Source organism: Hyphomicrobium sp. LHD-15, assembly GCF_031157355.1.
GTDB lineage: Bacteria > Pseudomonadota > Alphaproteobacteria > Rhizobiales > Hyphomicrobiaceae > Hyphomicrobium_C.
Genome location: NZ_JAVIFT010000002.1, coordinates 335,527 through 348,604 on the forward strand (window position 1 = coordinate 335,527; position 13,078 = coordinate 348,604).

The 13,078-nt window shown below is 61.8% G+C and carries 11 protein-coding genes and 1 tRNA gene; 6 read left to right on the forward strand and 6 right to left on the reverse strand.

Annotated elements, in window-relative coordinates; genetic code table 11:
- Positions 1–3 precede the first annotated feature (3 nt).
- The 4 genes from RCO24_RS08280 (at position 4) to RCO24_RS08295 (ending at position 4,049) form a co-directional block, all read left to right on the forward strand.
- Complete coding sequence (locus tag RCO24_RS08280) at positions 4–2,724, forward strand: sensor histidine kinase KdpD (protein WP_308961367.1); 2,721 nt, start codon at positions 4–6, stop codon at positions 2,722–2,724.
- Complete coding sequence (locus tag RCO24_RS08285; protein ID WP_308961368.1) at positions 2,721–3,413, forward strand: response regulator; 693 nt, start codon at positions 2,721–2,723, stop codon at positions 3,411–3,413. Before RCO24_RS08280 ends, RCO24_RS08285 begins: the two co-directional genes overlap by 4 nt.
- 38 nt (positions 3,414–3,451) lie before the next feature.
- A complete protein-coding gene (locus RCO24_RS08290; RefSeq protein ID WP_308961370.1) occupies positions 3,452–3,661 on the forward strand; it encodes a hypothetical protein in 210 nt (69 codons plus the stop codon).
- A gap of 64 nt (positions 3,662–3,725) precedes the next feature.
- The gene (locus tag RCO24_RS08295) at positions 3,726–4,049 is read left to right on the forward strand and encodes a YkgJ family cysteine cluster protein (RefSeq protein ID WP_308961371.1); all 324 of its coding nucleotides are present in this window, start codon (positions 3,726–3,728) and stop codon (positions 4,047–4,049) included.
- On the opposite strand, the gene RCO24_RS08300 is transcribed toward RCO24_RS08295, so the two are convergent.
- The 5 genes from RCO24_RS08300 to RCO24_RS08320 all read right to left on the reverse strand — a co-directional run bounded on the left by RCO24_RS08300 (position 4,021) and on the right by RCO24_RS08320 (position 9,355).
- Entirely contained in the window at positions 4,021–4,539 is a 519-nt protein-coding gene (locus RCO24_RS08300; RefSeq protein ID WP_308961372.1) for a hypothetical protein, read from the reverse strand. The two genes, RCO24_RS08295 and RCO24_RS08300, sit on opposite strands and share 29 nt — an antisense overlap.
- A gap of 124 nt (positions 4,540–4,663) precedes the next feature.
- A complete protein-coding gene (locus RCO24_RS08305) occupies positions 4,664–5,527 on the reverse strand; it encodes a TonB family protein (protein ID WP_308961373.1) in 864 nt (287 codons plus the stop codon).
- Positions 5,524–5,985 carry a TonB system transport protein ExbD gene (exbD, locus tag RCO24_RS08310; RefSeq protein WP_308961374.1) on the reverse strand — a complete coding sequence of 154 codons (462 nt, stop codon included), beginning with the start codon at positions 5,983–5,985 and terminating at the stop codon, positions 5,524–5,526. Before exbD ends, RCO24_RS08305 begins: the two co-directional genes overlap by 4 nt.
- A 6-nt stretch (positions 5,986–5,991) precedes the next feature.
- Positions 5,992–6,984, reverse strand: coding sequence for a tonB-system energizer ExbB (gene exbB / locus RCO24_RS08315; protein WP_308961375.1), 993 nt, complete (start codon positions 6,982–6,984; stop codon positions 5,992–5,994).
- A 184-nt stretch (positions 6,985–7,168) separates the two neighbouring features.
- Entirely contained in the window at positions 7,169–9,355 is a 2,187-nt protein-coding gene (locus RCO24_RS08320; protein ID WP_308961376.1) for a TonB-dependent receptor, read from the reverse strand.
- Between the two features lie 399 nt (positions 9,356–9,754).
- On the opposite strand from RCO24_RS08320, the gene RCO24_RS08325 reads away from it, so the two are divergent.
- Entirely contained in the window at positions 9,755–10,825 is a 1,071-nt protein-coding gene (locus RCO24_RS08325; RefSeq protein ID WP_308961377.1) for a phytase, read from the forward strand.
- Positions 10,826–11,540: 715 nt separating this feature from the next.
- On the forward strand, positions 11,541–12,776 hold the full coding sequence (locus RCO24_RS08330; protein ID WP_308961378.1) for a DUF6161 domain-containing protein: 1,236 nt from the start codon (positions 11,541–11,543) through the stop codon (positions 12,774–12,776).
- 59 nt (positions 12,777–12,835) lie between these two features.
- Here the strand turns inward: RCO24_RS08330 and RCO24_RS08335 are convergent.
- A tRNA-Arg gene (locus tag RCO24_RS08335) sits at positions 12,836–12,912 on the reverse strand.
- Positions 12,913–13,078: the final 166 nt, after the last annotated feature.

The following is a 13,078-nucleotide window of genomic DNA, read 5'->3' on the forward strand; positions in this document are numbered from 1 at the left end:
GACATGGCCGATACGACACACACCGGGGAGAAGCGCCGCCCGTCGCCGAAGGCGCTTCTTGAGCTTGCCGCGAAGGAGCAGCGCGGCAAGCTCAAGGTGTTTCTCGGCATGGCGCCGGGCGTTGGCAAAACCTATGCGATGCTCGCGGGCGCGCGCGCGCTCAAGGCTGAGGGGATGGATGTCGTCGTCGGCGTGGTGGAAACCCACGGCCGGTCGGAGACGGCCGCGTTGCTGGACGGGCTCGAGGTGCTGCCCCGGCGAACCGTTCCCTATCGCAACCGCACCCTGATGGAATTCGACGTCGATGCCGCCATCGCGCGGCGGCCCGAGCTGCTTCTCGTCGATGAATTCGCGCACTCGAACGCGCCGGACCTTGTGCATCCCAAGCGCTACCAGGACGTCGATGGCGTTCTGCAGGCCGGCATCAACGTCTGGACGACGCTCAACATCCAGCACCTCGAAAGCTTGACTGATGTCGTCCAGCGGATCGCAGGCATTACGGTGCGCGAGACGGTGCCCGACAGAGTGCTCGAGCGGGCCGATGAAATCGTCATGGTCGATCTGCCGCCGGAGGAGCTGATCCAGCGTCTCAAGGACGGCAAGGTCTACTTGCCCGAGAATGCACGCCGGGCGATCGACAAGTTCTTCCAGCCGAGCAACCTGACGGCGCTGCGCGAGCTCGCGCTCCGGCGAACCGCTGATCGCGTCGACGAGCAGATGCTGTCGGAATTGCGCCGGCAGGGGATCGAAGGTCCATGGCCGACAGCCGAGAGGTTGCTCGTCTGCGTTGGCGGGGACGAGCGGAGCGAAGTTGTGGTGCGGGCGGCGGCGCGCATGGCTTCCGCGCTCAAGTCCGAATGGATCGCCGTTCACCTCGTGCAGAGCGACCGGGAAAGTACGGATCGAGGGGCGGTGCGGCGTATGGAGAAAGCCATGCGTCTCGCGGACCGGCTCGGGGCGACGACGGTCCGTCTCAGCGGCAAGGATCTCGCGGCTGAAGTGCTCGCCTACGCCAAGCGCAACAACATAACGCAGATCGTCGTCGGGCGGTCGCGACCGAGTTTCCTCAATAGCTTGTTTGGCCGTTCGCTATCGTCCGCGCTGATGTCTGCGGCCGCGGGTTTGTCGGTAACGGTGGTTGCTTCGGACGATGTGCGCCCGAGGTCGCTGTGGCCTCAGTTACCGGATGCACGGGCGGCTTGGACCGGCGGGATCGCGGCCCTGATCGCGGTGGGGCTTGGCGTTGCGGCGGGTCAGCTCTTGGAGCAGGTTACGCAGCTCCCCAACCTTTCGATGGTGTTTCTGTTCGCGGTGCTGCTGTGCGCGTTGCGGTTCGGAATTTTCTCGGCTGTGGTGGCGGCGGCGCTCTCGTTTGTTGCCTACAACTTTTTCTTCATCGAGCCGCGGACCACGCTCACGATCGCGTCTCCACACGAGCTTTTTGCGCTGCTCATTTTTCTCGTCGTGGCGATTACGACGGGTGGCCTGGCCGGGCGGCTCAGAGAGCAGGCCACCGCCACGCGCGAGCGCGCCGAGGCAACCCAGGCGCTGTACGACTTTTCGAGAAAGCTGTCGGGGGCTCCGAAAATCGACGATGTGGTCTGGCTGCTGGCGGCGCAATCGGCGGCGGTGGTGAAAGGAAAGTCGGTCATTCTTCTGGAGCGCTCGGGCGAACTCGTGCTCGAAGGTGGCTGGCCGCCCGAGGACACGCTCTCGACGGCCGATTGGGCTGCGGCCCGATGGGCGTACGAAAAGCGTGAGCCAGCGGGCCATTTCACCGGCACGTTGCCGTCAGCGCTCTATCATTTCCGCCCGTTGATTTCGTCCGGGGGCGCCGTTGGCGTCCTGGGTATTGCTTCTGAGGACGAGGAGGACGTGTTGCCTTCCGCCACCGTCAGCGCGCTGCAATCCTTCGCCGATCAGGCTGCCACCGCGATCGAGCGTACGTACCTCGTGGAACAGGCGGCCAATGCGGCAACGGCTGCCGAGAGCGAGCGCCTGCGCGGCGCGCTTCTATCCTCGATCTCGCACGATCTCAGAACGCCGCTTGCCTCTATCCTCGGCTCGGCGACGAGCTTGCGCCAGCTCGGCGAGCGGATGCCGAGCCAGGATCGGGCGGACCTTCTCGCGACGATCGAGGAGGAGGCTAGCCGGCTGTCGGCGTTCGTATCAAACCTCCTCGACATGACGCGGCTCGAGGCTGGCGCGCTCGATATCCGGCGCGACTGGGTTGATGTGGGGGATGCCGTGCGGGGCGCCGTTGCGCGGGCGGCCAAGAGCTTTCCGAAACGGCAAACGCAGACGTCTATCGACGCGGATCTTCCGTTGGTGCGTGGCGATGCGGCGCTCTTGGAGCAGGTTCTGTTCAATCTGCTTGATAACGCCGACAAGTATAGTCCGCCGAACTCTGTGACGCGGATCGCGGCTCTGACCCTTGCCGGTGAGGGTGGGGTTCGAATTACAGTTGCGGATGACGGCATCGGAATTCCCGCAGAGGCGCTTTCAAAAATCTTCGACAAGTTCTATCGGGTGGCGGGCGGAGACGGCCGGGCACCCGGTACCGGGCTCGGTCTTTCAATTTCGGCGGCTCTCGTCGCGGCGATGGGTGGGACGATCACGGCGCGGAGCCCGGCTGCAAACGGCAAGGGCAGCGAGCTCGAGATCGTGCTGCCAGCAGGGCAAAGCGAAGCCGGCTCTTCAAGTGCTTCGAAGGAGGACGCATGAGCAGCGAACGCGTTCTCATCATCGACGACGAACCGCAGATCGTCCGCTTCCTGAGGCCGAGCCTTACGGCGGCCGGCTATGAGGTGGTGGTGGCTGTGACCGGCGGCGAAGCGCTGAAGGCCGCTGCAACCCAATCGCCCGATGTGATCGTGCTCGATCTTGGCCTGCCGGACATGGACGGAAAGGACGTGATCCGGGAACTTCGGAGCTGGAGCAAAATTCCGATCGTCGTGCTTTCGGCGCGGGATCGGGAGGCGGAGAAAATCGCGGCGCTGGATCTCGGCGCCGACGACTACATAAACAAGCCGTTCGGCATTGGCGAGCTGACGGCGCGCCTGCGGACAGCGCTCCGGCATGCGGCGCAGAAGTCGGGCGAGCAGACACGGCTCAAGGCCGGCGCACTCGATGTGGATGTTCTCGGCCATGCGGTGACGCTCGCGGGAAAGCCGGTCAAGCTCACGCCGAAGGAGTTCGAGCTGCTCGCGGTTCTGGTTCGCAACAGCGGGCGGGTTCTCACCCACCGGCAGATTCTCACGGCGGTCTGGGGGCCGGCCCATACCGAGGACCTGCAGTATCTGCGCGTGTTCATCGGCCAGCTTCGCCAGAAGCTCAAGCCATCTGCGCAGGCGCCCGACTATATTCTCACCGAGCCCGGCATCGGCTATCGGTTCAATGCCGAGATCGGGTAAGCTGTCGTTTTGTGGCCACCGCAGTCAGGACACTTTCAATGGACGAGACGGCAATCGATCGGGCTGCAATGGGCCGGCTGGCCAAGGCACTCGCTTTCATTTGTGGCCCCGCGCATCCGACGACAATTGCCCTCCAGGCCGCGTCTGACAGCGGCTCCGAGCGAGATATCAAGGCAGCGCGATTGCTGTTTCTCAAGTTGAAACCGTCGGATCGCCGGTCCGCGCTGGCAATGCTCGACGATGCCTAGTTTGGGTGAACTGAGTTTGCCGTTGCGGTTGGATGGAGCAGATCGTTTGAGCGAACCAGTCGTCATGACTGATGAGACTGCCTCGCCTTGCACCGCGTGCGGGGCATGCTGCGCTTATTCTCGCGAGTGGCCGCGCTTCACGACCGAGAGCGATGAGGCGCTCGATCGCATTCCGAGCAAGTTCGTTGCCGAGAACCTTTCCGGCATGCGTTGCGAGGAGGAGCGCTGCACCGCCCTGGTCGGACGCATCGGCGTTGAGACCTCTTGCGCGATCTATGCGGACAGGCCTGATGTCTGCCGGGCGTGTCTGCCGGGCGACGATGCCTGTCAGATGGCCCGCGAAAGGCACGGTCTCCCGCTCATTCTTGCGGCTTCGTCTGGTTCTTGAGACCGGCGATCTGGATCAGGCTGCGCAGAAAGCCTTCGAAGTTGTTGGCGGTCCAGTCTCGCTTTGGAGAGTCACTGACAAGAGAGAAGCTTTTCTCCTCTCCGATCAGGCGAGCTTCGATGGTGAACGTCGTGGTGCCGTCGGACCACTCGACCTCGCGGCTGATCTGTAGCACGCGCACGCCGTCGAGCGTGCGGGCTTTGGGTTCGGTGATGCGCGCATCGCGAATGCGCCCCGAGCCTTTGTTGTTTTCGGCGAGGCGGCGATGATGCTTCTCGAACTCTTCGAGCGTCAGCGCCGTTCTGTGGGGTTGCGCCTTGTAGCTGACGACGGATCCTGCCGCGCAGATCTCGCTCGCGCATCGGTAATAGACGATGCCGTCCCGGCCTTCCTGCTGTTGCCATCCCTCGATCGCAAGCGCGACGGTCTCCTGCGCGGCGGCAGACCCGCACAGCAAAAGGATCGCAATCAGCGCGTACAAGCTTTTCATCGCGGTCAATCCGTCGAACGATAGGGCTCGATCTTCAGTGCCAGCTCGTTCGCGTCTCGGCAAGGCTAGCCGGAGCAGAGGCTCCGTGCGGGTGTTGGTTTAAGCCGTATATCGCCGCTTTCCCTTACCGCAGCTTGAAGCGGACGGTCGTCCGGCGGCCCTGCGCGCCCTGTGGCGAGGGCTTGAAGCGCCATTTCTGGACAGCGGCAATCGTGGCGCTGTTGAAGATGCCGGGCGGGCTTGCCGAGACGACGCGCACGTTCGACACTGCGCCGGACGCGGAGACCGAATAGGCAACGACCACGTTGCCCTCGATCTTCTGGGCGCGCGCCCCAGTTGGGTAGGCGGGGCTCGCGCGATAGACCGGATTGGGGTCGAATTTTCCCTTAGACGATGCAGCTGCCTGTTGCTGTTGCTTGCTGTTGGACTTTTGAGCGGACTTGGCGACTGCGTCCTTCTCGTTGGCCTTATCCGCGATTTTCTGCTTCGGCTTGGCGGGTTTCGCTTCGGGTTCGGGCGTCGCTTTCTTGGGAAGCGTGACCTCGGGTTCAGGCGCTAGCGGGGCCTCCTCGATATCAGGCATCTCGGGTAGAGGCTCGGGAGTGGGTGCGGCCGTCGGCGACGCGTCCGGTATTTCGGCCACCTTCTCGGGCGTTGGCTCCGGCTCAGGCTGCGCTTCGGCGGCCCGACTAGCTTCGGGAGGTGTCTCCTCGGCGATATCGGCGGGCGACGGGGGTGGTGCCGCCATCTGGAATTGAGGCTGTTCGGACAGCTCCTGCTGGTCGGACGGGGATTCGGCGGCTAGCGATGGCAGATCCATCATGACCGCGCCGGACGGCTCGTTGGTTTTCGGCTCGGCGGTGGGCCACGACATGAGCGCCACGACGCCAGCTGCCACATGCAGCGCTACGACCATGCTTGCCGCGCTGCTCCATCGCGTCAGGCGGTGGGTGGCCGGTTCGAAATAGGCTTCGGCGTGCATCATCATGGCCGTTCGGATGCTCCTCCGCCTTGGATGGGTGCGCTTGCCACATCCTCCAAGCCGACCAGTGCGACCTTGAGATAGCCGGCCGCGCGTAGCAGGTTCATCGCCCGCATCAGCTCCCCATAGGGAACGGTCTTGTCGGCGCGGAGGAAAATCCGCTGGGTTCGATCTCCCTTCGTTGCGCCGTCGAGAGCCTGTGCGAGCGCCCCGCTCGGGATCGCGTCGTTGCCGATGGTGAGTGAGAGATCGGCTTTGACGGTGACGAAGACGGGTTTGTCCGGCCGGGGTTGCGGCTTTGTGCTTGCGACCGGCAGATCGACGGGTACATCGACCGTGGAAAGTGGCGCTGCCACCATGAAGATGATCAGCAGCACGAGCATCACGTCGATAAACGGCGTGACGTTGATCTCGTGGTTTTCGGCCAAGTCGTCATTGTCGGATTTGTTGAGCCCGCCTGCCATCGGTCTCTACTCCGCCGCCTGCGACAGCGGGATCTTGTTTCCGCGATCGAGATCGCGAGAGACGAGCCGCAGAACCTCGGCGGCAGCTTCCGCCACCGACGCCTTGTAGGATGAGATCGACCGCGCAAACTGATTGTAGATGATGACCGCCGGGATTGCCGCGACGAGGCCGATAGCGGTGGCGAGCAAAGCTTCGGCGATACCCGGCGCAACGACGGCGAGGTTGGTCGTCTGGGATTCGGAAATGCCGATGAAGCTGTTCATGATGCCCCAGACGGTACCAAACAAGCCGACGAACGGCGCCGTAGAGCCGATGGTGGCGAGCACGCCAGTGCCGCTGTTCATGTTGCGCCCGGCGGCGAGCGTTAGCCCGTCGAGACGCGACGCAACGCGCTCCTTGATGCCGGCCTTGTCGCCAATTCCGCTCGAGAGCGTCAGCTCGGTCGTTGCCATGGCGAGCAGGCCCTGCAAGACGCCGCGCTTGTCACCGACAGCCTGTCTGGCATCCGAAAGCGAGGTCGCGGCGGTCATAGCGCGCGATGCTTTTGCGAGTGACCGCTTGGCCCAAGCCAGTTCGATGCTTTTCGCTAGCCACACCGTCCAGGTGACCATGGATGCGAATGCGAGGCCGATCATCACGGCTTTGACGATGATATCGGCCGACATGAACATGTTCCACGGCGACAGATCGTGAGGGAGTTGCGCGGGGCTGATATGACCTGTCGGCACAGGAGCATCGGCCGGGGTATCGCGGATGTCGGTTTGGGAGTGGGTTTCGGTCGGCGCGATTGAGGCGGGGGCTTGCTCTTGCGGGGCGGTGACGGGTGCGGTCTCCTGCGGTGCCGCAGGTGTTACGGCCTGCGGCTCGGGTGCTGGCGCTGTGGTTGTGGGCGCGGATGGAGCGGTTTCAACTGGCGGCTGCAGTGCGGGGTCGCTGGTCTGAGCGGTGGCGAACGGCGATGCGGAGCAGGCAACGACCGCCAATGCGAGGACTGACATCGCAAGCCGGATGAAGTGGGAAGGACGAGAGCGACAGTTCAATCGCGATGCGGTCATGGAGCTTGGTCCGTCTCTAAGGCGAAGGGATGAACGAACAAGCTGACCACCGGCGTGGGCCGGTGATCAGCGAAAGGTTCAGTCGTTGCTCAAACGGTTTGCGAGGCTTGCAAGAGCCTCGCAGCCGTTAGAATGCCTGCCGTACCGTCATCAGGAACAGACGGCCGCTGCGCTCACGCTCGACTTCGATCTCTTCCAGGGACTCGGTCCGGTCGAGCTCGTAGATTCTCTTGTTCTCGACCTTTTCCGCATCCAGCAGATTGGCGCCGGTGAAGCGGATGACCGTGGAGTTGGACAGGCGCGTTTCCCAGAAGGCTTCTAGGTTGCCCTCGTAGCTGAGCTTCTCGATCTCGTCGTATTCATAGGTCTCGGACTCGCCACGCTTCTGATAGGTGACGCCGAAGGTCGATTTCCACGACGGGAGGTTCTGGATCAGGCCGATGTTGTAGACGTAGTTCGGCTGGTCGCGGAAACGGCGCTTTTGGCCGGGGAAAAGCGGATCGTCGACCTCGGAACGCAGCCAGGTGTAGTTGGCGGAGATGCTGGTATCCGGCAGACCGAGCGCGGTGAGCGGCAGGTCCACATCGACCTCGATACCCCAAGCGCGCGCATCGCCGACATTCTTGTAGGTCAGCAGCTTGCACTCGCTGCCGTCGCAATCGCTGCCCGGAAGATCGGTTCCGTCGCCGATCAGCTCGATCTTGTCCTTGATTGCGCGGTTGAAGAAGTTGAATCCGAGGATGCCGCGGTCGCCGATCTTCTGGTCGAAGCCGACGTCGATGCCCCAGGCGGTTTCCTGATCGAGGTTGGGATTGCCCGCCGTGGCATACTTGTCGGTGGGCTCTTCCTCGAGAGTTGCCGGTGTGAGCATGTCGAAGCTCGGGCGCAGAACGGTGCGCGCGACAGAGAAGCGCAACATCGTCGTGTCGGTCAGAGCGTAGCGGACATGAGCCGACGGATTGAACTCGTCGGATGTCTTCTCGCCGGTGAAGTCCTCGCTCGAGAAGTCGCGCTCAGTGTGCTCATAACGAAGGCCGGTTTCGATCGTGAGGCCGGGCAGGAACGTCCACGTCGCCTTGACGTAAGGATCGATGCGGCGCTCCTCGATGTCGAAGAGGCCGTTATCGGCGATGTCGCCGTCCTCGGTTTGGCGGAAGTCGCGCGTCTTGATGCGTCCGTCCGTGCCGACCTTGACGGATACGATCTCGTTGAAGCGCGCGGTGTAAGCGAGCGTTCCGAACCAATCCTGGTCCAGCGTGTCCACGGTTTCCGTTGCGTCGAGATCGAACGGATCCGGCGGCTCGCTGACGTATTCCTTGGTTCCGAGGTTGTCGACGAAGCGGTTGTAGCCGACGATCACCTGGGCCTCGTCTTTCCCGACCGGAACGGTGTAATCGCCGACGATGCTCATGTTCTGCTGCACGATGCCTTCGTGCTGCTTGGCGATCTCGACCAGCGGGAATGCGCCGCCATCTTCTTCGTAAGTGGGCGTCAGCTCTTTTTCGTCGCGGTCGGTCAGGACATAGAAGCCGTAAAGCCGAAGGAGGCCGTCGCCGATCTTCTGTGCCACCTCGCCGTTGAAGGCATAATCGGTTCCGTCTCGGGTGTCTTCCTGGGTCGAGAACTCCTTGAGATCGCCGCTGGCAGCGTCGAATATCTTGGTGTCCTTGAATTTCGGATTGCGGCGCTGCTGGACGTCAATGGACATCAGGTAAGATGTCTCACCGATGGTGTCGCCGTAGCCGACGGAGCCCGCGCCACGCAGTTCGTCGTCTTCGATGCCGAAACCGCTGCCGCGTACCCAGCCGCCCTTGATCTGACCGGCGCGCTTGAGCTTCGCGTTGACGGTGCCGCCGATGCCTTCCGAGGACATATCTGCCGACGGGCTGCGGATGACCTCGATGCCGTCGATCAATTCGGCCGGGATGCGGTCGACCATGAATACGCGGTCGTTGCCAGCACCCGTCATGTTCTGGCCGTTGACCTGAACCTGCGCGTAGTTCGACGGCAGGCCGCGCAGCTGTACCTGATCGTATTCGAGCACGTCGCTCGAGAAGCTGACGCCGGGCAAGCGCTTCAGCGCGTCACCGGCGGAAATCGGTTCGAAACGCTGAAAGTATTCGAGATCGTAAGAGAGCGTCGGCGAGACGGATTCGGTGCGATTGCGGGTGACGACGGTGCCGTACACGATCAGCTCGTCGGAGGTTTGAACGCCCGATGCATCCTGGGCATGGGCTGCGCCAACAGCCGTCAACGAGCCAAGCGCCGTCGTCAGCAGCAGAGAGGCTCTGCTGCACGCAATTTTCTTCCACATACTGATATCACTCCCGCGCGAGGCTCGGCCTCGCAGTCCCCCAAAAGTACGCCCTTACTCAATCTCCGGAGTCGAATGCGGAAGCGATCGGTCGATCGCGCCTCGATTGCGAGCTCGTTCGAATGTCGATCCCGCTTAGACGGCTTAGGTGACAGCGAATTAACAGGGACGTGACACCCGAGGTATGCGCGACGCGTGTTGCGTGTCGGTCTCCCTACGTAGAGACGGCTCGTGTTCCTCGCGCGATGCGAGCCCCGAATGTCATCGTGTTGTTAAGCTTCGCGACGAGTGTGCGGCACCTTGCAGCCATTGGCGCGGCGCTCGAAGTGTCGTTCCGGACGTCCTCATTGATCGAGCGTTCGGCTGCCTTCTCCTCATCCTCCTCAGGGCTTTTCTGACATGATCCGTGATTTTCGCATTCTCTTGGCTTGTGCGGTGGCTGGCATCGCGTTGCCGGTTTGTGGCGGCACAGCCGTCGCGCAGTCCGTGCCGGTGTTCGAGGTTCCGGCCGCAGCGGAGAGCGTGGCCGCACAGGATGCCGGCGACGCCGCAGACGACGCCGAGATCTGGCGCAATCCGCGCGATCCGCAGGCGAGCCGCGTTTTCGCGACGGACAAGAAAACGGGCTTGTTCGTTCTCGATCTCAAAGGCGAAAAGGTTTCTTTCTTTCCCGTCGGCCGGATGAACAACGTCGACCTTCACGACGGATGGACGGTCAACGGCAAGGACCACGTGCTCGTCGTCGCGAGCGATAGAACGCTCGTCGGCATGACGTTCTTCACGCTCGATCCCGAAACACTCGCCGTCACGCATCTCAAGGAGTCGTTCGTTGCGGCGGATGTCGGCGATCCGTACGGCCTTTGCCTTTACCGCAGCCGCAAGACGTCAAACCTCTACGCGTTCGTCACCGGCAAGAGCGGCGAGGTTCGCCAGTTTGCGCTCAAGCCGGACGCAGCGGGCAAGGTCGAAGCAACGCTGGTGCGAAGCTTCGCGGTGGGTTCGATTGCGGAAGGGTGCGTTGCGGACGCGCGGACCGGGGTGCTTTACATCGCTGAAGAGACTGTCGGGATCTGGCGCTATGGCGCCGAGCCGGACGCGGGAGCCGATCGAGTCATGATCGCGCCGGTCGACGGCAAGGATATCGTGGCGGATATCGAGGGGCTGACGCTTGCCCCCGCGGGTGAGAACGGCGGCTATCTCGTCGCGTCGATCCAGGGCAACAACACGTTCGCGTTGTTCTCGCTGCTGAACGAAAAGCTTGTGGCGCGCTTCCACATCGCTGAGAATCCGGCGCTCGGGATCGACGCGGTAACGGGAACCGATGGCGTGGCGGTGGCGACGGGTGATTTCGGGCCTGATTACCCGAAAGGCGTGCTCGTGGCGCAGGACGATGAGAACGCGGGCGGGACGGCGCAGAATTTCAAGATCGTTTCTTGGGGCGCGGTGCTGGACAAGCTGCCGACACAGTAGCTCTCGGCGCGAACGGATGCCGCGGCGCAATCAAGAATCTCGGTCTGTGAGAGGTAATGGAGGGGCCGTTTTGCGGCCCCTTCGCATTTTGCCGTCAGCAGCCGTGGCGGATCATGCAGCGGCGGAAGCGCCACCCCCAGCCCCAGCGAATGCGACACTCTCGATACCAGCGGCGGCAGGACCTGGATTGGACGGTTTCTACGTTGCTGGTTGCGGACGATAGCGCCTTGCCGATCGGTGCGACCGGCGCGGCGTTGGGGGAAGAGGCACTTAAACAAAGCAGTGCGCTGGCGGCGACAGCCGTAACGGTCAAGCTGCGCATTGAGCGGTCTCCTTCGGTTTAACCCCGGACTCTCGCTGAATGCGCAGGGAGCCGCCGGTGTTCCGGGGTATGCGAAAGCTTGGTGGTTAGTAAGGAGTGGAAGGGCGGAGAGGGAGTGGCGCCAGGTGTGGGGTCGCGCCCGGCTCAATTGGCGGCCAGCCGTTCCGAGGCGTCGGGGATGGTGAGCATGGTCAAAGCGTGCTCACACCGAAGGTTGCGCGCCAAACCCGACCGTGAAGGGCTTGAGAATTTCGAGCAATACCCTTCTGTGGACCGCGGATCGGTTCGCGGGCCTTCTCGGCGAGCATTGGCTTCGCTGTCTGGTTCACGTGAAATTTGTGGAAAAAACGCCTTTCTGTTTGTTCGCGGATTGTTGTTCGGCATCATTTCAAGATGAGCGAAGCAGAATCGACATCTCCCTACTTTGCGTTCCCCACATCGGAAGGGACATCCAGAATCTTCGACAGCCTGGAGGACGTTCGTTCGTGGGTTCAGGGCGAATTAGAGTATTGGGCTTGGCTCGAAAAAATTAGAGCTGATAAATTGGGGTTGGCTGAAGATCAGAGAAACAGGTTCTTCAAGCACTTGAGAGCTGCAAGAGATGCGCTCGGCTCTAACCCTCCAACTCCCGATAATTTGGCTGTGGCTAGGACATCGCTAAACAGTTATGCGAGTCTTGGTTTGTTATCTGAAACCGCACCGGCAGCATACATTGAGAGTTTTCGCGCCCGGTTTGGCGATGTGGCAGGTGCGGCCGCAGCTTCAGAATATTTGAGATCAGCTTGGGGTCCCGATCAGATCACGCCTTATGAGAATCGTTACAGCGTTAGTCTCGGACGGTTAGCCATTCTTTTATCTGAGCTGGGTCTCGGTAAGGGCGTCAACCATGCAGCCCGATCTAGTTTCGACAAACTAGTCGCGCAATTTAATACGAGCGCAGCGCAACTAATTGCAGACTTCAAATCCGAAATCCAGTTGGCCAAAGCCGAGCGGGTCCAGTCTTCGCTAGATAGAGACGGCTGGAGGTCACAGAGCGAGATTTCTTGGAGCGAAATGCTTGATCGCGTCAATAATGAAGCGAACGCTGCGATCGAACAAATTCATAATACCGATAAGGCCTTTAAGGAGCAGATGAAGCTTCGATCTTCGGTTCAATATTGGAATACTCAAGCTAAGAAGCATCGCGACCGGGCGAATTGGCAGAAGGCCGTGATCATCTTGTACGGGTCCGTGATATACTTTGTCGGATTTTACACGGTTCCGGCGTTTTTGAACTTCGCCAAGACAACGGCGACAGCGCTTATGGGCGTGTCATCCGTGCCTCTGCTCATCCTTGCGGGCGTCGGCGTGTTCGTGGTCAGCGTCGTGCTTTGGGTCGCACGTATCCTGGTCAGGGTTTACATGGAAGAACGGCATAGAGGGCTTGATGCTGGGGAGCGAGCGGTGATGGCAGAGACCTATAGCGCCCTCACAAGTGAGGGGCTGGTGTCTGAAGCAGAACGTGTACTTGTGCTATCAACCCTGTTTCGCCCGGCTGGCGAAGGTTCACCTAAGGAAGAAGGGCCTGAGACCTTGCAACATGCGATCCTGGCAAAGTTGCTAGATGTTCGACCAACCCCACAGCGGTAACAGCCGCAACGTCGAAACGGACCCGATCGGAACCCCAAACATTCTGATGTTTGTTAAAGTGGCGCGCCCGAAAGGATTCGAACCTCTGACCCCCAGATTCGTAGTCTGGTGCTCTATCCAGCTGAGCTACGGGCGCGTTTTTGCCGATTTCGTGCCGGGCAAGCCGGCGAGGACCGTGGGGCGCTGCCAAGCGGCGCCTGCGGTCCGGCAAGGCCGCCACTACTAATCGGACTGCCGGCCAAGTGCAAGTGTCTTCGGTGACGCCGGGCGGCGTTTCCGGCCATGGGGGTTACCACCCCGGA